The organism is Humisphaera borealis (assembly GCF_015169395.1).
Taxonomy (GTDB): domain Bacteria; phylum Planctomycetota; class Phycisphaerae; order Tepidisphaerales; family Tepidisphaeraceae; genus Humisphaera; species Humisphaera borealis.
Genome location: NZ_CP063458.1, coordinates 2,697,429 through 2,718,669 on the forward strand (window position 1 = coordinate 2,697,429; position 21,241 = coordinate 2,718,669).

The 21,241-nt window shown below is 64.4% G+C and carries 14 protein-coding genes; 6 read left to right on the plus strand and 8 right to left on the minus strand.

All coding sequences use genetic code 11. The annotated features are described in order from the left end of the window. The first annotated feature begins 4 nt into the window (after positions 1-4). Positions 5-523 carry a peptide deformylase gene (gene def, locus IPV69_RS10070; RefSeq protein WP_206294981.1) on the plus strand — a complete coding sequence of 173 codons (519 nt, stop codon included), beginning with the start codon at positions 5-7 and terminating at the stop codon, positions 521-523. Between the two features lie 160 nt (positions 524-683). Further along, on the plus strand, positions 684-1,637 hold the full coding sequence (gene fmt / locus IPV69_RS10075) for a methionyl-tRNA formyltransferase (RefSeq protein ID WP_206294982.1): 954 nt from the start codon (positions 684-686) through the stop codon (positions 1,635-1,637). A gap of 393 nt (positions 1,638-2,030) precedes the next feature. On the opposite strand, the gene IPV69_RS27540 is transcribed toward fmt, so the two are convergent. After that, positions 2,031-3,005: a GNAT family N-acetyltransferase gene (locus IPV69_RS27540; RefSeq protein ID WP_261362000.1), complete on the minus strand. Its 975-nt coding sequence runs from the start codon at positions 3,003-3,005 to the stop codon at positions 2,031-2,033. A 646-nt stretch (positions 3,006-3,651) separates the two neighbouring features. Here IPV69_RS27540 and IPV69_RS10085 point away from each other — a divergent pair. Together IPV69_RS10085 and IPV69_RS10090 are read left to right on the plus strand one after the other, a co-directional pair. Beyond that, a complete protein-coding gene (locus tag IPV69_RS10085) occupies positions 3,652-4,317 on the plus strand; it encodes a hypothetical protein (protein ID WP_206294984.1) in 666 nt (221 codons plus the stop codon). 21 nt (positions 4,318-4,338) lie between these two features. Beyond that, positions 4,339-4,833: a hypothetical protein gene (locus IPV69_RS10090; protein WP_206294985.1), complete on the plus strand. Its 495-nt coding sequence runs from the start codon at positions 4,339-4,341 to the stop codon at positions 4,831-4,833. 60 nt (positions 4,834-4,893) lie between these two features. Here the strand turns inward: IPV69_RS10090 and IPV69_RS10095 are convergent, their stop codons facing one another. From IPV69_RS10095 to IPV69_RS10125, 7 genes are all read right to left on the minus strand, one after another. Then, positions 4,894-5,037, minus strand: a complete 144-nt coding sequence (locus IPV69_RS10095) for a hypothetical protein (protein ID WP_206294986.1) — start codon at positions 5,035-5,037, stop codon at positions 4,894-4,896. A 195-nt stretch (positions 5,038-5,232) separates the two neighbouring features. After that, entirely contained in the window at positions 5,233-6,057 is an 825-nt protein-coding gene (locus IPV69_RS10100; protein ID WP_206294987.1) for an alpha/beta fold hydrolase, read from the minus strand. Between the two features lie 310 nt (positions 6,058-6,367). Continuing rightward, the gene (locus IPV69_RS10105) at positions 6,368-7,777 is read right to left on the minus strand and encodes a DUF1501 domain-containing protein (RefSeq protein ID WP_206294988.1); all 1,410 of its coding nucleotides are present in this window, start codon (positions 7,775-7,777) and stop codon (positions 6,368-6,370) included. Between the two features lie 142 nt (positions 7,778-7,919). Then, positions 7,920-10,802, minus strand: coding sequence for a DUF1549 domain-containing protein (locus IPV69_RS10110; protein ID WP_206294989.1), 2,883 nt, complete (start codon positions 10,800-10,802; stop codon positions 7,920-7,922). Between the two features lie 159 nt (positions 10,803-10,961). Beyond that, positions 10,962-12,134 (minus strand): hypothetical protein, encoded by a 1,173-nt coding sequence (locus tag IPV69_RS10115; RefSeq protein WP_206294990.1) that lies wholly within the window; start codon positions 12,132-12,134, stop codon positions 10,962-10,964. Between the two features lie 46 nt (positions 12,135-12,180). Continuing rightward, positions 12,181-12,690, minus strand: coding sequence for an RNA polymerase sigma factor (locus tag IPV69_RS10120; protein WP_261362017.1), 510 nt, complete (start codon positions 12,688-12,690; stop codon positions 12,181-12,183). 291 nt (positions 12,691-12,981) lie between these two features. After that, positions 12,982-14,898, minus strand: coding sequence for a hypothetical protein (locus tag IPV69_RS10125; RefSeq protein WP_206294992.1), 1,917 nt, complete (start codon positions 14,896-14,898; stop codon positions 12,982-12,984). A gap of 638 nt (positions 14,899-15,536) precedes the next feature. Here IPV69_RS10125 and IPV69_RS10130 point away from each other — a divergent pair. Both IPV69_RS10130 and IPV69_RS10135 read left to right on the plus strand, forming a co-directional pair. Then, entirely contained in the window at positions 15,537-17,207 is a 1,671-nt protein-coding gene (locus tag IPV69_RS10130) for a glycosyltransferase family 9 protein (RefSeq protein ID WP_206294993.1), read from the plus strand. Between the two features lie 307 nt (positions 17,208-17,514). Beyond that, the gene (locus tag IPV69_RS10135; RefSeq protein WP_206294994.1) at positions 17,515-21,204 is read left to right on the plus strand and encodes a beta strand repeat-containing protein; all 3,690 of its coding nucleotides are present in this window, start codon (positions 17,515-17,517) and stop codon (positions 21,202-21,204) included. Positions 21,205-21,241: the final 37 nt, after the last annotated feature.

Here is a 21,241-nt window from a genome sequence, read left to right on the forward strand (position 1 = left end):
AACCATGCCCGACGACCTCCGCGTCATCCTCTACCCAGACCCCCGGCTCAAAAAGAAATCGGTCCCGGTCAAGGTCTTCGACGACAACCTTCGCAAAACCGCCCTCCGCATGCTCGAACTCATGCGCGAACACGAAGGGGTCGGCCTGGCCGCCCCGCAGGTGGGCCTCAACATCCGCCTGTTCGTCGTCAACGCCACCGGCAAACCCGAAGACGACAAGATCTACGTCAATCCGGTGCTCAGCGAGGCCGACGGCGACGAGGAGTTCGAGGAAGGCTGCCTGAGCCTCCCCGACATCAAGGTCGCCATCCGCAGGCCTACCGAACGCGTCAAGATGACCGCCCAAGACCTCGACGGCCAGCCGTTCGAAGAGATCGGCGAAGGGTTCATCACCCGCATCTGGCAGCACGAAAACGACCACCTCAACGGCATCATGATCATCGACCGCATGGGCCCGGTCGCGAAGCTGACCTACCGGAAGAAGCTCCGCGAACTGGAGGAGGAGTTTGAGGAAGGCAAGTGAAGCGTGATGACTCTTCTCGGTGGGGCAGACATTCTTGTCTGCTCCGGGCGGACGTACTCGTCCGTCCGACCCTCCTGATGAACCCCCCAATCCATTTCGGCCACGGCGTACCGCGTCCGAGGCAGACAAGAATGTCTGCCCCACCCATGACACCACTGAAATGACGTCCATCCCGACACTCCTCTCCATCAATTTCGCCGGTGCCGGTGAGTTCGGCGTACCTACCCTCCGCGCGATCGTCGCGGCCGGGCATCGGGTGCCGCTCGTGATCACCCAGCCCGACAAACCTGCCGGGCGGGGGTCGAAGCTGACGCCCACGCCCGTCGCCGCCGCCGCGGTCGAGCTCGGGCTGCCGCTGCTGAAAACTGCCGATATCAACGCCGAGACCTTGCCGCCGGCCGACCTGCTGGTCGTGATCGCGTTCGGGCAGAAGATCGCCGACGCCATCATCCACGCGCCCCGGCTCGGGGCGGTCAACCTTCACGCCTCGCGCCTCCCGAAGTACCGCGGGGCGGCGCCGATCCACCGCGCGATCCTCGGCGGTGAAACAATCGCCGGCAACTCCATCATCCGCCTGGCCCAAAAGATGGACGCCGGCGCGGTCCTGGGCATGAGCGAGCTCGTCATCGGCGAACTCGAAACCGCCGGCGAACTGCACGACCGCCTGTCGCAGGACGGCGTACACCTGATGCTCCGGGTGATCGACGAGCTCGCAGCCGGCCGACAGGTCGAGACCGAGCAGGACCACAGCCGGGCGACACTCGCGGCGAAGCTGTCGCGCGAGTCCACCCGCATCGACTTCACCGGCAAAGCCGCCGATATCGCCAGGCAGATCCGCGGCCTGCACCCCTGGCCCGGCTGCCGGGTCAAACTGCTGACCGCCGCCGGCGAACCCGCCGACTCGCTCCGGCTCATCCGCGCCATTGCGATCCCCGGCAACCCCCCCGCCGGCGCAACCCCCGGCCAGATCACCGCATCGGGCCACATCGTCACCGGCGACGGCCTGCTGGAGATCGTCGAACTCCAACCCGACGGCAAACGCCCTATGCCCCTGCCCGACTACCGCCGGGGCAAACCATGGGACGCGGGAATGCGCCTCGAAAGCGCCGTGTAACCCGCCAGGCCTCCACCGCGCGTCCTGCGCCGCTGTCCGTGACACGGGTTTCCAACCCGTGCAAGGTGCGTCCCGCGACCGCAACTCCAAATCCTCAGTAGTCCGACTTCGCATTGCATCTCCCCAGCTGTCCCCCGAGCCTCGTTTAGCGGTCGCACCGCAGGTGCACTCTTCCTCCGTCTTCATCTCTGTGAACGCTGTGTCCTGCTCCAAGAATCGAAGTAATGAACGCCAAGACGCCGAGTCGCCAAGGACGCAACCCACGGCCGGTCAGCTCTTGGCGCGTCGGCGTCTTGGCGTTCAGTTCCTTCTGCGCCAATTGCAGAATCCGGGTCTTCGCGGCGTACCGCTCAGACACCGGCGTTGGGGCGTCACTCCCTGTTCAGGGTCGCCTCACTCCTGCACGCACGCATCACAAACCCCCAGCCGTACACCCTTGGACGTCCACGACCCGCAGGTGTGCTGTCCGCAGCCAGGGCAGCGATGCCAACGGGAGTGAAACCGATGACCGAGCTCATCGTGGGTGGCCCGCTTCATACCCAGCAACCGACGAACCCAGACATACAGCGCCCCGCGCCGCCCGCTCTCCAGGTCGTGCAATTCGAACCCGGCGCGGTGCCAGAACCGGTTGGCGGCGAGCTCTTCGCGACAGCGGAGTGAAACGCCAAACGAACCCGAGCGACGGCACCGCCGGAGCAACGCCGCCAGCAGCCGCCGGGCGATCCCCAGCCCACGGACGTCGGGATCGACCGCGAGTTGGAACACCCGCACCTCGCGCCGGCGAAGCGATCCGTGCAGAACGAACCCGAGGGGACGCGCTATATCGGTGTTGCGGTCGTGCGCCGGGTTCGCCGAAGGACTGGCCGAGGCGATGTCGCAATCTGCCGAACGAACCCGAGGCGTCTCGTCCAACTCGTTACGGATTGCCGAACGAACCCAAGGCGTAGGCGTGCGCCCATCACATTCCGCTGAACGAACCCAAGACCTCTGTTCCCGTTCATCCTGTTCTGCCGAACGAACCCAAGGCGTCCCATCCGGCTCACCCGGCTTTGCCGAACGAACCCGACGCGGCCGCCGACCACCGTTGCGTTGCCCCGGCGGCGCTCCTGGCCGATCTGTCGGCGGTGGCCCCGCCGCTCCAGCCTCGCGATCGCTACTCGATGTCGCCGAACGAACCCGAGGCGTCAGGTCCGGCGACCCCCACGCCAGCAGCACGACCCCGGCCCTGATCTTTTCAACCAGTGCCTGCCGCGACAGGAACCCCAATGCCGCCGAGTCCCGTCGTCGCAGGCGATCGATAAACGGCAGATCGTCGAGCGTCGCCGGAACACAGCGAATGCACAGATTGCCAAACGAACCCGAGATCATGATGACACCTCCCAGGGAATGAACCGGCTACAAAGAATCCCACGGCGGCCGCGCCAAAAGAAGCCCAGACCGTTACCCCTCCCGACAAGACTAGCGGCCGCGGGCCGAATGCAATAGAAGACCGGCCGTTCAATGCAGGATTGAACGGCCCCGAAGAGTCGCCGACAGGCAGGATGCCAGCCGGCAAAACAGGCGATTTCCGACGCAGGGCCTAAGCGCGCCCGAGCGGACGCCGTCCGTCATTAGTGTATTGACACGACGCAATCCGTCAAGTATTTGTTAGGCTCCAAGATATCCAAGACCACGCGTCGTCGCGCGTTCCAAGTGCAGGTATTGGTTGGCATGGGCAACGGTACGCCGTTGCCCGTGTCGAACGTCGGACGGCGATCCCACGGGCAAGCGAGTACGCTTGCCCATGCCACCCACAGGTTGAAGCGCGGCTACGACCCGCGAACCTTGCCGATGCCATCCCAAGGCCAGTGTTCACGGTCGCACGACCGACCTGAATCATTGACACGAAGAGCACTAGTTGTAGCCTATGGCTGCGAACGCCGGGGGTGTTCCCGGGCCCCTCGATCAGGCGATTCATGTTCTTCGGCGGGGCATAGCCGTAGCAGCGACGCCAATCCCATTTTGAGGCCAACTCATGCTCTCACTCGGCTGGCGACTTCTTCCCTACCTGATGGTCCTCGGCGGGCTGATCCTGCTGTTGGGGACGCTCCCCGTGTTGATCGGCGGAGCGGAGACCACGCCGACCTCGGTCGCCGTGGCCGACGTGTCGGTCGAATCTCCGAAAGCGAAATGGTTGAAACTCACCGGCGGCGGTTTGTATCTGCCCGGTGCGATCGTCGACGAAGAGATCAAAAAATCGACGGGCGCTCGCAAGACCAAGGCCTGGTACGTGCCACTCATTCCAGAAAGCGAGGCGGTCGAACGAGCTAAGTCGATCGTGAACGGAACGACACGGCCGTCGCCCGGAAAACTGGTCCTGGTTCGATTCGACCCGGACGAGTTTCTACGAAGCTATCCGACGCCGGAGAACCTAAAGCCGGGTGACGTTTTTCGGGCCGTTCAGGTCGAAGGACTGCGATCCAGCAACATCCTGTTTCCAGAGAGATTGAAGGATTTCGTCCGGTCCGAACTCCAGCTTCCGCTGGAAAGTGTTGTCGTGGTGAAGTTCGGGGACAAGCCCCTGCAACGCGAGTCCGCGATGACCATGACCGGCGTGCTGGCGGGTCTGGTCTTCGTGGGTGTACTGTGGATTATCAAACGGTTTCGAAGTTCCCCAAAGCCGCCGCCGCTGCCGGTGTAAGAGGCGGCCAACTGGCCATTCATGGCAATGCTCACACCGCCCCTCGACCTTCGAGTGCTCGCCCAATTTGCCTCAGACGCAATCCATTTTGAGTTGCTCGATCCTGCAAATGTGATTGTCTGGGCGGACTCGCTGATTGCCGAGTCGGACATTCCGCCGCCGTGGTTGATAGACCTCTCTCTGGTCGATCCATCGGACTCGCTGGCGGTACGCGCGGCGCTTCGTGCGGTGCCGGGCGAGCCTGATGTCGATCAATCCGACCGACTTCTCAACTCATTGGTTTTGCGCGAGTGGCAACGCGGCAAGCTTACGACCCAACGCATCTGTACTATTGGCTGGCAGTTGTACACAAGGGATCCTGATCGGCGCGAATTGACCCAATGGGGAGTCGTCGTGGATCACAGTGGGGAGCAACTCGACGACGGCTGTATCTCGAAAGAAACGATGCGCGAGACCATCGACCAAGAACTTGTACCGTTCGCAGACGACGTCCCTCGGCTGCCGCCATGGGCCTGAGCCGCGGTAGCGCGCCACTACCGGCTGAAGTCGCCCTAGCGTTCCTGTGCCTGCCCGGCCTTACCTCACCCGCCGCCGCCGATCCTCAGTCCGCACCAGCGGCGACCTGCCCTGGGCCTCGCGAAGCTGCTGCTCCACCGCCATTCGGCGGGCGTTCACCTTGCGGAGTTGCTCCTGCAGAAACAGCACCCGTCGGCGGAGCACGCCGTTACGCAGCCGAAGACCCGAACACGACGGACATCCTTGTTTGCCATGTGTATTTTGCACGTGGCATTATTGAACGGCCGATGTTAGGACTCAAGGGAGCTCTGCAATGGCGCGGCGCAACGCGATGGAGTTTGCACTCTAAAGGCGCGTCCTGGGGACGGGCGAATGGGACCTAACCGCCACGGCCGGCGATCAACCCCGCGCGAACGCCAGCAAATCAGCATTCAACTGGTCTTTCGCGGTATCGCCGAGGCTGTGCCCGCCGCCGGGGTAGATCTTGAGTTGTGCGCCTTTGACCAGCTTCGACGACAGCATGGCCGACGCGCCGATGGGGACGATCTGATCGTCGTCGCCGTGGATGATGAGGGTGGGCACGTCGAACTTCTTAAGGTCTTCGGTGAAGTCGGTTTCGCTGAATGCCTTGATGCAATCGTAGGCGTTCTTATGGCCGGACATCATGCCTGCCGTCCACCACGAGCGGATCAGGCCTTCGGAGACCTTGGCGCCGGGACGGTTGAAGCCGAAAAACGGGCCGGTCGCGACATCGAGGAAGAACTGCGCCCGGTCGGCGAGGTAGGCCTTGCGGAAGCCGTCGAAGACCTCCATCGGCAGGCCGCCAGGGTTGGCCGGGGTCTTGAGCATGATCGGCGGGACCGCGCCCATGAGGACGGCCTTCTTTACCCGCTTGCTGCCGTGCCGGCCGATGTACCGCGCGACTTCGCCGCCGCCGGTCGAGTGCCCCACCATCATGACGTCCTTCAGATCGAGCTTCGCGTACAGCTCGGCGACGTCGTCGGCGTAGGTGTCCATTTCGTTGCCGTTCCACGGCTGACTGGAGCGGCCATGCCCCCGGCGATCGTGGGCGATGCAGCGAAAGCCGTTGGACGCGAGGAAAAACATCTGCGCTTCCCACGCATCTGAATTGAGCGGCCAGCCATGGCTGAACGCGATGACCGGGCCGGTGCCCCAGTCCTTGTAGTAGATCTCGGTGCCGTCTTTGGTGGTGAAGGTGCTCATCGAATCTCCGATTGGTCGGTCGGTTCCCGCGGCGTCGCGCGTCGGTGTGGCGCGACGACGATGTTTTAGCCGGAACGGGGGCGACAGCACCACGTGCAGAATTTTGTCCGGGTGGCATGAGCAACGGTGGCCCGTTGCCCGCATCGAGCGTCGATGGAATGACCGACGCCGGTGTCTGAGGTACTCCGAGAATCCGGATTCCTCGCGCGCATCGCATGAAGAATCCGGGTCTTCGGAGTACCTCAGACACCGGCGCTTTTGACCAGATTCCAGAGGTCAGGTTTCAGATTCCAGTCTTCTTACGCAACGTCTAGCTCACGATCCCCTTCACCACGTTCCCCTTCACGTCCGTCAGCCGCATATCGCGGCCGGCGTAGCGGTAGGTGAGCTTGGTGTGATCGAGGCCGAGCAGGTGCAGGATGGTGGCGTGCCAGTCGTGGGTGTGAATCTTGTTCTCAACGGCTTCGTAGCCGAAGTCGTCGGTCTTGCCGAACATCTGGCCGGCATTCACGCCTCCGCCGGCCATCCACATGCTGTAGCCCTTGGCGTTGTGATCGCGGCCATCGGTGCCCTGTGCGTAGGGCGTGCGGCCGAACTCGCCGCCCCAGATGACCAGGGTGTCTTTGAGCATGTCGCGGCTCTTGAGGTCGGCAAGCAGGCCGGCGATGGGCTTGTCGATGCCGCCGCAGTTGCGCTCCATCGCGTTCTTGAGATCGCGGTGCTGGTCCCAGCCGCTCTTGGTGATCTCGATGAACCGCACGCCGGCCTCGGCGAAGCGGCGGGCCAGCAGGCACTGCTTGCCGAACTCGTCGGTCTCGCGATCGCCGATGCCGTACATGGATCGCGTGGCGGCCGATTCGGTCTTGAGGTCCATCAGGTCGGGCAGCGCGCCCTGCATGCGGAACGCGAGCTCGTACGATTCGATGACGCCTTCGACCTCGGGCGCGACCTGTTCGCGGTCGAGGGCGCTCTTGTTCAGCGACTGCAGGAAGTCGAGCTGCAGCCGCTGGGCGGCCGCGCCACGGCGCGGGTTCTTGGTGTTGGCGACGGTCGCCTCGCCACCGCCGGGCTGGCCCGGTCCCCCGCCGCCGCCGAAACCGCGCGAGGTGCCGATACGGGTGCCCTGGTAGATCGCCGGGAGGAACGCCGCCCCGTAGTTGTTGGGGCCGCCGTTATTGGCCGGCGGGCTGAGGGTGATGAAACCGGGGAGGTCGGCGTTCTGCGTGCCCAAACCGTAGAGCGTCCAGGCGCCGAGGGATGGCCGCTTGAAGTTGAACACGCCGGTGTGCATCTGCACGAACGCCTGCGGGTGGTTGGGCAGGTCGGTCTGCATGGAGTTCATGATGCACAGGTCGTCGGCGTGCTTGGCGACCTCGGGGAACAGCTCGCTGATCCACAGGCCGCTCTTGCCGTGCTGCTTAAATGCGAACGGCGACGCGAGCAGGTTGCCCCGGCGGAAGCCGTCGCCAAAACTCTGCCCGCTGCTGGTCGCGAGCTTGGGCTTGTAGTCGAACGTATCGACGTGCGAGGGCCCGCCGTCCATGCAGAGGAAGATGACCCGCTTGGCCTTGCCGGGGAAGTGCGGGCTCTTGGGGGCCAGCGGGTTGGCCTTCACTTCCTTGTCTGCCGCAAACGCCGACAACCCCGCGAACGCGAGATAGCCAAACCCGGCGGAGGCGGACTTCAGAGCGGCACGGCGGGAGAGCATGGGGAAGTTCATGTTGGCCTCGGCATTGGAAAGTCGCCATCAGTGACACGGGCTTCCAGCCCGTGCTGGCGACGTTGTGCTTAGGGAGTTGCTCGTTATCCAGATAAGTCGACTACTGCGCCTCTTGCACGGGCTGGAAGCCCGTGTCACTGATTCAGTTCAAAAACAGGAACTCGCTGCTGCCCAGCAGCGACTGGATCATCGCGGTCCAGGCGTCGCGCTTGGCGGCGGGGCTGATCGCGGCGGCACTGCTGATCGTTGACGCGTAGTCGTTCAGAAACTTCTCCGCCGCGGCGGTCTCGGCGGTTGTCGGCACGCGGCCGTAGATCGACAGGTACGCCTGGCGGATACGCTGCTTGTCGTCCGGCTGCTCGCGGCTGATTCGCGACGCGGCGGAGTCGGCGGCATTGATCACGAACGGGCTGTTGAGCAGGTACAGCGACTGGCTCGGCACGCTCGTCGTCGAACGCTGGCCGACGACCATGCTCGGCTCGGCGAAATCGAACGTCGCGAGCACCTCGGGCAACTGATCGCGGACGATCGGCAGGTAAACGCTTCGGTTCGTCAGTTCGTTGTCGATCGCCCCCATGAACCGCAGCACCACCTGCGCCTGCCCGTCGCCCACGCGGGCGATCGGCGAACCCACCGGCCGCGACGCATCCAGCCGGCCGGCGATCGTCAGCATCGAATCACGAATGCTCTCGGCTTCCAGCCGGCGGGTGGTCGCCCGCCAGTTCAGCGTGTTGTCGGGGTCGATCTCGTGGTTCAGGCTGTGATGGCTGCTGGAAAGCTGGTACGCCCGCGTCAGCACGAGCTGGCGAATCAGCTTTTTCGTCGACCAGCCCTGCTCCATGAACGACACAGCGAGCGTATCGAGCAGCGGCTGATTGCTGGGCAGCGCGCCGCTGGCGCCGAAGTTGTCCGGGCTGGTGACGATGCCCTGGCCGAACAGGTGCAGCCAAACGCGATTCACCCACACGCGGGCCGTCAGCGGGTTTTGCTTCGACGCCACCCAATCCGCCAGTTCCATTCGCCCGGAACCGCGGCTGCTGATCTTGCCCGAGCCACTGACCATGACCTGCGGCAGGCCGCGGGGAACGATGTCGCCGGGTTGCTCGGTTTCGCCGCGGGTGTAGATCGGGCTGTCCATCGAACGGAAACGGTCCTTCGTGCCCATCGTCAGCAGCTTGGGCGTGCCGTCGGCGTTGTGGGCGTCGAGCGTGGCCTGGATCTGTGCCGTACGGCTGACGATGAAGACAATCTGCACGTTGCCCGCGGCGGCTTCGCGGCCGCCCTTCAGCAGCTCGGCGCGCTGCTCCCGCAGGCGGGCCAGTTCGTCCTCAGCGGTCTTGCGCTCCTCGGCGGTCAGCGCCTTCTTGCCGGGCTTCATGCCCGATGCGGCCGACAGCTCGATCAGCGGTGTCGCGTGGTTGTTCTGCACCACGCGCGCCGTGCCGAACATGGTATCGGTGCTGCGGAAGATGCCGGCGACGGCGTAGTAATCGGTCTGCGGGATCGGGTCGAACTTGTGGTCGTGGCAACGGGCACATGCGAGGGTGACGCCCATCATGCCCTGCGACATCGCGTCGATCTGCTCGTCGACCATGTCGAGCTCGAACTGGAGGCGGCTGCGCTCGTTGTGGTTCTTGCTGCCCAGCGCCAGGTACGCCGTCGCCACCTGCCGCTCGGCCTTCTGCTTCTCGTCTTTCGACGCCATCAGATCGCCGGCGAGCTGTTCCTTGATGAACGTGTCGTACGGCTTGTCGGCGGCAAAGCTGTCGATGACGTAATCGCGGTACCGCCAGGCGTGCGGGTAGCTGATGTTGACCTGTTTGCCCGATGATTCGCCGAAGCGGGCGACGTCGAGCCAGTGGCGGCCCCAGCGTTCGCCGAACGCGGGCGAGGCGAGCATGCGATCGACAACCTTCTCTACGGCGTTCGCCGAGGTGTCCGCCAGGAATGCCTCGACGTCCGCCGGCAGCGGCGGCAGGCCGGTCAGGTCGTACGACAGCCGGCGAAGCAGCGTGGCCCGGTCGGCATCGGCGACGGGCTTTACGCTCTTGGCTTCCATCGCCGCCAGCAAAAACCGATCGACATCCGACTTCGCCCAGGCGGCGTCCTTCACGGCCGGCGCGGGGGACTTCTTCGGCAGCTGGAAAGCCCAGAACTGCTTGCCCTTGGCGATGTCGATCTCGCTGCGGACAATCGCCTTGCCGTCGCGCGGGTCGGGTGCGCCCATGGCGACCCACTTTTCGAAGTCGGCGATAGCCGTGTCGCTCAGCTTCTTCTTCGGCGGCATCTGGAAGTCTTCCTGCTTCCAGTGAATCGCGGTCAGCAGCAGGCTGTCGTCGGGCTTGCCGGGGACGACCGCAGGTCCTTTGTCGCCGCCTTTGCGGATGCCGTCGCGGGTGTCGAGCAGCAGGCCGCCCTTGGATTTCTTCGCTTCGGCCGAGTGGCAGCTGTAGCACGACTCGATCAGCACCGGGCGGATCTTCTTCTCGAAGAAGTCGGTCTGCTCAGGCGTCAGGCGGGTATTGCCGGACGCGACCGCGGGCTCTCCGGGCATGCCTGGCCGGCGCATGAACGGCGGGCGGAAGCCGTCGCCGGGACGACGGTCGCCAGGCTGCTGATTGGCGGGCGGTGGATTGGCAGGTTGTGGGTTTGCCGCCTGGGCCTCGGCCCGCTGCCGGGCGATCTGCGCGTACAGCGTCTGAAACTCCGCCGACGACAGGAATCCGTCGGCATCGGTGTCGGAGTAGACGAACACGTTCTCGGCGGCGGACGGGTCGTCCTTCAGCTTCGCCGAGATCGCCACAATGCCGCCCCACTCGGCCTTGCTCATCTTGCCGTCGCCGTTGGTATCGAATCGGCGGAAGATCATCGTCCCCTCGACCGCCGCCGCGGGAGCGGACTTGGCGCCGGCAGCGGCGGGACGATCGGCGCCGGGCCGCACCTGCGCGACGGCGACATCGACCGCCGACAGCGAGGCACACGCGAGGGACGCAAGCACGGCGATGAGGGGTCGTTGGTATCTCATGGTGTTGCTCGCAGGGCAGTTGCTTCTTGACGGGCCAATCCGTGACACGGGCTTCCAGCCCGTGCTGGCGAGGTGGCGGTAAAGAGTTGTGCGCTATCCTGATCTGTCGACTTCAACGCACCTCGCACGGGCTGGAAGCCCGTGTCACTGACAGAGTCGTCAGCGAACCGGGCGCGTGGTTGATGCCTCATCCTTCGTAGGACGTTGCGGGCGATTAAGACCCTGGCCGAGAGGGCGTCCGTCCGGACTGAGGATGGGCCGGCCTTCCAGTCCCGGGATCGGTTTGCCGTCCGGGCCCAGCGGCGGGCGTACGTCGCCCGGCCGACGCGGGGCGAGGTTGAACTCCTGGATCATCGGCCCGAAAAATCGACCGAGCCAGATGCGACGCTGGTTCTCGTCGGTGCTGCTGAAGATCTCGTACGGCGCTTCGAGCTGCCCTTCCAGCGTGTACAACGCCGCGTCCTGAGACTGCGTATCGACCAGCAGGTACGTCACCGTCGCGATCGGCTCGCCCATGCGGGTGCGGTCGAGCACCAGCTTGCGGATGACCTTCGTTTCGCCGTCGAACTCGATCCGCGCCCCGCCCAGTGCCGGATGCCGCCGACCGGGCTTGAGCTTTGCATTGATGACGATCGTGGACGACGGCTGGCCAGCGGGCGCGGCTTCGCGGGTCAGGTCGAAGTCGCGCAGCATCTCGTCCAGCAGGTGGTCGATCCGCATGCTGTAGACTTCGGCCGAGTGTTTGAGCCACAGGGGGATCTCGTCGGCGCCGAACCGCAGGCCCCGCTGCGTGCCCAGGGCGATCCAGAGGTCGCCTTTCTCGTCGCGGCCCCAGGCGAAGCGCTGCTGCATGTTGACCGATTCGATCCAGTACCGGTCGCCGCGCGTCCAGAGGCGGGTCACGCGCGACTTCTGCATCATCGGGTAGCTCTGCTCGAGCAACGCCGACTCTTTCTTGATCTCCACGAGGTAGCAGCGGTCGAGCGGCAGCTGATGGATCTTCTGGGCGTCGCGAAGGATGGTCTCGGGACTGGCCTGGGCCGGCGTTCCCTGTGTACCGAGGATGAACGCGACGACGATCGCCGCCGCGGCGGCCGAAAGCCCACCCATCCACTTGAAGACCCGGCGGACGGGGTGCGCCGCGCCAACAAGTCGCATCGGCGGACGGTCGGCGATCGATTCATCAGCGGCAAGTGCGGGCGACGACGCCCTGATCCGCGCGAACAACGCCCGAGGGTCGACCTGGTCCGCCCGGCGATCGAGGTCGGCGCGCACGAGCATGTCGAGCTGCCCGTCGGCGTTGGAGTCGGAATGGAAGGGTCGGTCGAACATGGGGTTGAAAGGCAAATCTCGGATTTCAGATTTCAGATCTCCGCCGTCACGCTTCAACGTACTCCGCAATGTGCTTCGACAACGCCTGCCTCGCACGGTGGATCAACACACCGGCGTTGGTGGGCGTCACGTCCAATGCGTCTGCGATGTCCTGCAACGACTGGCCGAGCGTTTTGAGCTCCAACGCCGCACGCTGCACGACCGTCAGCTTCTCCAGTCCCGCCGATATCGCCCGCTGCAGCTCGCCATGGTCGGCCAGTTGCCAGGGCTCATACGCCCGGCGGTCGGTGAGGTCTCTCATCCGGCCGGGGCCGCCGTCTTCGTCGGCCTCATAGAGACTGACGGTCGACTTCTTGCGGCTTCGGTCGATGCACGCATTCGTGATCGACCGGAAGAGCAGTCGCGTTCCGTCCTGCTGCAGGTCGTAATCGCCGGCCTTGGCGAGCAACCGACAGTAGCAGTCATGGACCAGGTCTTCGGCGACTTCGCGATCCTTCACCAGGCCTGCAGCGAACGCGATCGCACGCGGCAATGTCGAGAGAACCCAGCCGTCCAGGGCATGGGCGGCGGGCGACGGGCCGGCTGCGCGCGCGGCGCATCGGGCGGCGTATCGGTCTGGGTCTTGCGTTCCGCTTCGCGGGCCAAGGTACGAGCCCTGCCTGGGGCATCTGCCCCTTTACATCGCTCCGCAGACCGCTGTCTGCAGACCTGATTTGCCGTCTGTTGGCGGCCACACTTCGATCAACGGGCGGGTCGCCGCCGTTTTACAGCATCGGCCAACAAAAAAGTCCGCCGGAGCAACTCCGGCGGACCTGTTGGTTGAACTGAATTCTCGGACGCGGCAGCTTTACGGGATAATCGCGCCGCTCTGGTCGCCGAACACTTCCGGGCCGGTCGGCGTCGTCTTGACACCACCCGGGAACGCCGTGTTGGCCGGCTTGGTGATCGTGGTCGGCGGCGGCGGGACCACCGGCGGAACGACCGGCGGCACGATCGGGGTGCCTTCCTCGAACAGGAACGAACCGGCAAGGTAGCGGTTCAGCGGAAGCCCGTCGGCCAAGGTCGGGAACACCAGGTTGGTGTTGTTGCCCGTCGCCGAACGCCAGTTGTTGGCGTTGAGGCCGTTGGTGATCGGATAGACCACGGTCTGGCCATTGTTGCCGGTGTTGGCGCTGGCGATCGGGCCCGTATAGGTACCCACGCCGGTGTCGCCGGCAAGCTCGCCGGCACCGTACCCGAACGCGACGATACGATACACGCCGGTGGTCAGCGTGATGGGCGTAAAGGTCGTCAGATAGCGGAAGTTGCTGTTGGGCGCCAGTTCCGACGTGAAGGTCGTGATGTCGGAGACGACGACCGGGATCGTCGGGGTCGTGATGTTGTAGATCGCGACGCGGATCGTCCGCTGCAGGCCGTCGGCGTTGTCGTCGAACGCGCCCAGCGAGTTGACGACAAGCGGAATCGTGCCGACCGAGAAGTCCATGCCCAGCGACGCGCCGTTGGGATCAAGGTTCCCCACGGTCGGATCGCCGATCGTGTTGGTCTGGTTGACATGGAACAGCTCTTCGCCGGCCGGCAGGACGACGCCGCTGCCGCCGCCGCTGAAGAAGGTGGCGTTAATCGGGCCGTTGGCGCGGAAGCCGTTGGCCTCGGCGTTGGTCAGGGTGCCGGTGAAGGTGTCGAAGGTCGTGTTGAGCGTCGCGGTCACCAGGCCGGGGCCGGGGCCGGAGAGCACCAGGTTGATGTTGGTGCCGTTGACGAAGCCAGTGTAGACGTACGTGCCGAGTTCGGCGACGGTCAGCGTTCCGGTCACCAGGCCGGTGAGGTCCTGGGACGTGGTGCTGAAGGTGGCGGTGCGGGGGTCGACACCGGGGCGGGTGCCGTTGACCGCTGCGCCCGTCGTGGCACCGGTGGTGATGTTTTCGATCTTGCCGCTGCTGTCGAAGTTGAACTGGCCGGTCCAGACACCGAGGATCGAGTAGTTCGTGCCGATCAGGTTGCCGGGGGCGAGGGGCACGTTCGCCAGCGGGGTAGCCGAAGGCGTCGCCAGGGGGATCGCCGAAGCACCCGAGCCGGCTCCGGTCGGGGCCGAAGTGCCGGTGGTCGGCGTCGTCGGGGTGGTTTTGCTGGGGTCGATGACCGTGCCCGAAGAGGTCCTGGGCAGGCCTGTTGCCGGGTCGATGTTCGGGTCCAGCGAACCTACCGGCACGGAGCCTGTTGGCGTGCTGCTGGGGGTCGAAGACCCGCCAAGCGAGGCCGTTCCGCCAGCCCGGCTGGCCGGCTGCAGGGAACCGGGGGCATCGCCGATCGCCTTGACCTTGAACGTTCCCGTGCTCTTGTCGATGCCGTTGACGACGGTGCCTGCGAACTTCAGGCCCTTCTTGTTAATCGTGCCCTCGACCAGGCGGCCGCTCGTAGCGCCGACGAGGGTCAGCTTGTTGCCTTCGAGGTAGCCTTTGACGTCCACCGTGCCGGTGTGCAGCGAACTGATCTGTCCGGTGATGTATCCGGTATCGGTCTGCGACGTCAGCGAAATGGTGATCGCTTCCTTGGCCTTGAGGCTGCCGGAAACGATTTTGATCTTGCCACCGTAGGTGTAGGTGACGTCAGGCGAGCCCGACAGCAGTTGCCGGTCTTCCAGTCGCTCGCAAGCGACGAAGGGGCGGGCCACATTAAGCCGGGCCTGATCAAGGAGGGATTGCGACGCAACGGCAGCCGCTTGCGCCGTTCGTGCCGCACACAAATTCCTCAGCCACGATCGCATACGATTCCTCCTGGGGAGCCCGAGCCCGAGACGTCAGACTGCCACATTTCTCAGGCAATTCCGATCGATAACGACGTTCCGCCAGCCTATGACATTTCGGTACATCCCGGCGGGTTCCACCGCGCCCGAACATAACGGTCGCCACAAGCCGCCGATAAAAACCCACAATGCCGGGTCCGCAACAAAACCAGCCCGGCCACAGGGATGAACGTCAATCAGGGCGAGAAATAACTCTGAATCTCACCGCGACTTGTCCACAGTCTACCCGGATCGGCCGTCCAACGGCAAGGAAAGTTTCTGGACGTGACGCGTCATCGGCAAGTCCACCGGTGCGGCCGACGCTCATCACCCGTACATAAAGCAAACAAACGAGCCCAAATCAAGCTGGCAACACCTCGGCCCGACCATCACCTTCCGAACCGTAGTCCCGCGAACGATCTGGAATATTCCGCGGAAGGTTTGGCCGTGCGAATCGCGTCGTCGGAAATCACTGCGACAGACTTTGGACACCTGTTGCCACAGGTTCCGAACAACACGCCGCGACCGACGGGCCGGCATTGATCGTTCGCGGTGTCCATCGCGCCGAAATCAACGGCGTCCACTATGATGACGGCCTTCGGTAACCGTTCTCCTGCACAATGAACCAGGATATCGCCTCATTGCTGCTCGACGCTCAGAATGCCCTGCGGGCCCGCCAACCGGGTCGCGCTGTCGTTTTGGCACGCCAGGCGCTCGCGTTGGTGCCGACGTCGGGGGCGGCGGTCCAGATGCTTGGTATGGCGCTTCACGACGCCGGCGACATCCGAGCATCGATTGACGTTCTCGCCAGCGCCATCCACCGCCTGCCCGATCCGTCGCTCGCCTACAACTGCGTCGCCCGGTGTCACGCCCTGCTCGGCAATGCCGATGAAGCGCTTCGGCACTACAACTCGGCGCTTCGCATCCGCCCGGATTTTGCCTTGGCGCGCGTCAACCGGGCCATGCTGCTCCTGAAACTCGGGCAGTTCCGGGAAGGCTTTCTCGATTGCGAATGGCGCTGGGCGGCTCAGATCGCGATCCGCCCGGAGATCCCCCGCCCCACCTGGGACGGCTCGCCACTTAACGGCCGGGGAATCCTGGTTCATACCGAACAAGGGCTAGGCGATACGATCCAGTTTTGCAGGCTTTTGACCATCCTCCAGGCCCGCGGCGGCCGCGTCGTCTTTGCCTGCCAGCGAGCGCTGCAGCCACTGCTGGGCAACATCCAGGGCGTGGACCGATGGTTCCCAATCGACGAGCCCGGCACGATCGACTTTGACGTCTACACCTCGCTCCTGAGCCTGCCGGGCCTGCTGGGGATCGATTGCGAAAAGGACATTCCGGCAGAAGTCCCCTACGTGTCGGCTGAGCCCGGTCGGATCGACCGCTGGCGGCCGGTGATCGAGGCCCTTCCCGGGCTGAAAGTGGGCCTGGCGTGGCAGGGAGACCGCACCTTCCTCGACGACCGCTTCCGCTCGATCGCGCCGGACGTGTTGCGGCCGCTGGCGGAATGTGCCGGCGTATCGTGGGTTCGGCTTCAGCGTCTGTCCGACGCCGACCCGTCTCCGTTCCCCATGACGCTGCTCCAAAATGCCGACAAAGATGCCGCGCTGGTCGATACCGCCGCCGTCATCGCCTCGCTCGACCTGATCGTCACGTCCGACTCGGCGATCGCGCATCTGGCCGGTGCGATGGGCAAACCGACCTGGCTGCTGCTGCCGGTCAGCAGCGAGTGGCGTTGGCTCTCGGGCCGCGCCGATTCCCCCTGGTACCCGACGATGCGGCTTTTCCGGCAACAGGTCCTGGGCGACTGGACAACGGTGATCGACGAGGTGATCCGTGCGCTCGGGACATGGACGCATTCGGGCCGCCCCCCTGCCGCGAATCCAACGGCCGTCCGTCCGCTGGTGCCGGTGTCGGCCGGCGAACTGGTCGATCGACTGACGATCCTGCGGATCAAGGTGTCTCGGCTGACCGACCCCGCCGCCCGCGACAACGTCGCAAGCGAACTGGCGTTGCTGGAGCGGATTGCCGGCGACGCGCTGCCGGCGTCGGCAGAACTGGCGACCCTGACCAGCGAACTGGCGGCGACCAACCAGCAGCTGTGGGACACCGAAAACGACTTTCACACCGCCCACGCGAACGGCGTCGATGGCGATCCGTTTCTAAACGCGGCGCGGGGCGTTATTCAGATCAATACGCGCCGATCGGATCTCAAACGCCGCATCAGCCTGCTCTGTGGTTCGGAACTGATCGAGGAAAAGCAGTACGGAAAGGCAGGCGCCCGATAGGCGATCCGGATCGCTCTTGCCTGCAGTTTATTGCCGCAACCGATAGTCGAACCCCGGCCATCCCGTCATCCGGATATTGCTTGTCTTCCCGGTCGGCGATGATAGTCTGACATTGCTGTCGAACGTCCGTGGGTGTGCCCCCATGACCGCTGTCGGTCAATGCTGGGGCGCTCGGTCGTCAACATTAAGGGTTGTGCTCATGCGTCGTCCTGCCGATTTTCGGAAGTGGTCTCGGTTCGCTCGCCTTTCCCAGGCAGCTGCGGTTCGTGCCATACCCAGCCTTGAGCCGCTGGAAGCCCGCCGGTTGATGATCGCGTCGGATGGCGGCGACGCGCCGGACACCTACGGCACGCTGGTGGTGTCCAACGGTCCGGCTCATGGCATCGTCGCTGTGCGGTTGGGCTCCGCGGTGGGCACCGACTCCAATCTGCAGGCCACCGCTGCGGCCAACACAGATCCCGACGATGACGGCGTGTTCGTCGGGACCTCTCTGCTTCAGGATCTGACGCTTTCCGGTCCGACAGTCAACCTGACGATCAAGGTCGCCAATCCGCAAAGCGCCACCACCGGCGAGTTCCTTCATGCCTGGATCGACTTCGACGGCAACGGCACCTTCGACGCAGCCGAGAAGATCATCGACAATCAGGATATGGCGATCGGCGACAACGCCGTCGCGGTGACGATCCCGGGTAACGCCAAGCCCGGCACGACCTACGCACGTTTCCGCATCGTCCAGTCCTCCACCCCCGGCCTCGGCCCCAAGGGCCAGACGGCGACCTTCACCAACGGTGAGGTCGAAGACTACCGGCTGACCATTTCCCGCGCCGAAAGCCTGATCGTCACCACCACCGCCGACGAGGACGACGGCACCAGCGACCCGGCGTTCGGCGCCGGCACGAGCCTGCGCGAGTCGATGACCTACGCCGCCTCTACCGCCGGCGACGACACGATTACGTTCTCCAACCTGTTCGACACGGCGCAGACGATCACGCTGGGTTCGTCGATCACAGTGAGCGGCATGAACGGCGCCATCACCGTCAACGGCCCGGGAGCCAAGCTCCTGACGGTCACCGGCGGGACTTTCGACCTTCTGCGAATCATCGGTAACACGGCCGCGTTCACACTCAATGACATAACGCTCGGAAGTGCCGGGGCGGCCGTTGCCAACGGTGCGGGCATTCGTGTTGACAACTCGACGATCAACTTCAACCGCGGCGTGATCAGGGGACGCGATAAAGGTCTGATCTCTGATCGGGCCGGTCCGGTGACGATTACCGATTCGGCACTGTTGAACAACGCCGAGTCCAGTAGCGGATTCGGTGCTGGCGGCGTTGCCGCATTGGATACGATATCGCTGACCATCCGCAACTCCACGATCAGCGGGAACAGCAGTTCAACCTCAAGCCTGGCCGGTGGTGTTCAGGCAATTCGAACCGCATTGACGATCGAAAACTCGACGATTGCAGGCAATTCCGGTGGCACCGGCGGAGTACGGTCCGACAGCACGACGACGATCAGTAACACGCTTGTCGCCGGCAATACGGTGACTGGCAGCTTTTCAGACCGTGCGGATTTTTACCACACTTCAGGAACCCTGGTTGCAAACAACAACCTCATCGGCGAGTCCGGTACAGCCGCGGTCGTCCATGGCGTTGACGGCAACATCGTCGGCAAAGATGACGGGGCCGGCGGGCGGATCGACCTTCCGCTGTCGGAGATCGTCGACGCCCTGGCCGACAACGGCGGCCCCACGCCGACGCACGCGCTGATTATCGGCAGCCCGGCGTTCAACAAGGGCAGAAACAGCCTGATCACATCAGGCCTCACCACCGACCAGCGTGGGACAGGCTTCGCCCGCATTGGCGCGGGCACGGTGGACATCGGCGCGTTCGAACGCAACAACTTCAACGACTCACTCGTCGTCACCACCACCGCCGACGAGGACGACGGCACCAGCGACCCGGCGTTCGGCGCCGGCACGAGCCTGCGCGAGGCGATGACCTACGCCGCCTCTACCGCCGGCAACGACACGATTACGTTCTCGAGCCTGTTCGATACGGCCAAGACCATCACGCTCGGGTCGACGATCGATCTCATCGACACGACCGGTGCCACCACGGTCAACGGCACGGGCGCCGAGCTGCTGACGATCACCGGCACGCCGCAGTTGTTCGCCATCCAGAATGGCACGCTCACGCTCAATGACATAACGCTGGGCACTGCAGGTGCGACAAATGCCGAAGAAGGCATCCGCAGCACAGATGCGACTGTTGCGATCCATCGTTCCGTCATCACCGGACGGCAAACGGCCGTCTCGGGGAATAGTTCAGACGTGACCATCGCGGATTCCACGATCGCGGGCAACGAGGCCTTACAAACTGGCGGTGTGGAGGCATTCAGCAGCAAACTGACGATCCGCAATTCCACCATCAGCGGCAATTCCAGCACCGGCACTACCTACGCGGGTGGCGTCTACTCAATTCGCACTGATCTGTTGATCGAAAACTCCACGGTTAGCGGAAACAACGGGGGTGTTGGTGGGAGCTATCTCTACGCCGACGAAATCGGCGGTTCGGTCACCCTTCGCAACTCTATCTTCGCAGGCAATACCAACGGCGGCGGTAGTTTTTACACCAACGATCTTAATGCCTTCGACGGCAATGGCGTCAACGCCAGCCACAACCTCATCGGCGACCCTGCGACCGCCAACATTGTTCACGGCACCAACGGCAACATCGTCGGCAAGGACGACGGCGCCGGCGGGCGCACGCCCCTGCCGTTTGTCGAGATCGCCGGCGCACTAGGCGACAACGGCGGACCGACGCCGACCCATGCCCTGGTTGCCGGGAGCCCGGCGCTGGGAGCGGGTTTGAACACGCTGGTGCCGACCGGCCTCGATTTCGACCAGCGCGGCACCGGCTTTACCCGCATCGTCGGAACCGTCGATATCGGCGCGTTCGAAGCCCAGCAGGCGGATGTTTCGATCGACGATGTGTCGCTCACCGAGGGTGACAGCGGCGTGAAGGTCTTCAGCTTCAACGTCACCCGCACCGCCGACACCGGAACGGCGTCGGTTCAGTGGGCCACCGCCAACGGCACGACGCCGGGCGCGATCGCCCAGGCCGGCCTCGACTACCAGGCCGCCAGCGGAACCGTGAATTTCGCCGCCGGCCAACTGGTGCAGGCCGTGACCGTCAACGTCTATGGGGACACCGACATCGAGTCCGATCAGTCATTCTTCGTGAACCTGTCCAACCCGACAAACCTCGTCATTACCGACGGCCAGGGCGAAGGCACGATCCAGAACGACGACATCCCCCCGCCGACACTCACGATCGCCGACGCCTCCGTCACCGAAGGCGACAGCGGCACCAAGAACATCAACTTCACCGTCACGCTCGACCGCAAGATCAACCAGCCGGTCAGTTTCAAGTACGCCACCGCCTCCGGCACCGCCACCTCCGGCACCGACTTCGTCGCCAAGAGCGGCACGCTGACCATCCCCGCCTTCGGCAAGACCGCCGTTGTCACCATTCAGGTCAAGGGCGACACCGTTTACGAACCCAACGAAACCTTCTTTGTGAACCTCAGCGCACCCACCGTCGCTGTGATCGGCGACGCCCAGGGCAAGGGTACCATCGTCAACAACGACGCCGTGCCGAAGATCCGCATCAACAACGCCCCCACCATCACCGAGGGCAACAGCGGCACGAAGCTGATGACCTTTACCGTGACGCTCGATCGTCCCTCGGGTGCCGCCGTCAGTGTCAAGTTCGCCACCGCCGACGGCACCGCCAAGGCTTCTCTCAACGACTACATCGCCAAGAGCGGCACGGTCACCTTCAACCCCGGCGAGACCAGCAAGACCATCACGGTGAGCGTGGTCGGCGACACGAAGAAGGGTGTCACCGAGACCCTGTTCGTCAACCTGACCAGCCCCGTCGGCGCGATCATCGACGACGGACAGGGCGTCGGCACCATCCTGAACGACGATTGACGCGAACGCAGACTCAAAAGCTAGAGAACCACAGATG

Coding starts and splice junctions, on each gene's coding strand:
- IPV69_RS10115 (WP_206294990.1), bottom strand. CDS start 12,134: ATGTTCGACCGACCCTTCCATTCCGACTCCAACGCCGACGGGCAGCTC.
- IPV69_RS10125 (WP_206294992.1), bottom strand. CDS start 14,898: ATGCGATCGTGGCTGAGGAATTTGTGTGCGGCACGAACGGCGCAAGCG.
- def (WP_206294981.1), top strand. CDS start 5: ATGCCCGACGACCTCCGCGTCATCCTCTACCCAGACCCCCGGCTCAAA.
- IPV69_RS10130 (WP_206294993.1), top strand. CDS start 15,537: ATGAACCAGGATATCGCCTCATTGCTGCTCGACGCTCAGAATGCCCTG.
- IPV69_RS10085 (WP_206294984.1), top strand. CDS start 3,652: ATGCTCTCACTCGGCTGGCGACTTCTTCCCTACCTGATGGTCCTCGGC.
- IPV69_RS10135 (WP_206294994.1), top strand. CDS start 17,515: ATGATCGCGTCGGATGGCGGCGACGCGCCGGACACCTACGGCACGCTG.
- IPV69_RS27540 (WP_261362000.1), bottom strand. CDS start 3,005: ATGATCTCGGGTTCGTTTGGCAATCTGTGCATTCGCTGTGTTCCGGCG.
- IPV69_RS10090 (WP_206294985.1), top strand. CDS start 4,339: ATGGCAATGCTCACACCGCCCCTCGACCTTCGAGTGCTCGCCCAATTT.
- IPV69_RS10110 (WP_206294989.1), bottom strand. CDS start 10,802: ATGAGATACCAACGACCCCTCATCGCCGTGCTTGCGTCCCTCGCGTGT.
- IPV69_RS10100 (WP_206294987.1), bottom strand. CDS start 6,057: ATGAGCACCTTCACCACCAAAGACGGCACCGAGATCTACTACAAGGAC.
- fmt (WP_206294982.1), top strand. CDS start 684: ATGACGTCCATCCCGACACTCCTCTCCATCAATTTCGCCGGTGCCGGT.
- IPV69_RS10105 (WP_206294988.1), bottom strand. CDS start 7,777: ATGAACTTCCCCATGCTCTCCCGCCGTGCCGCTCTGAAGTCCGCCTCC.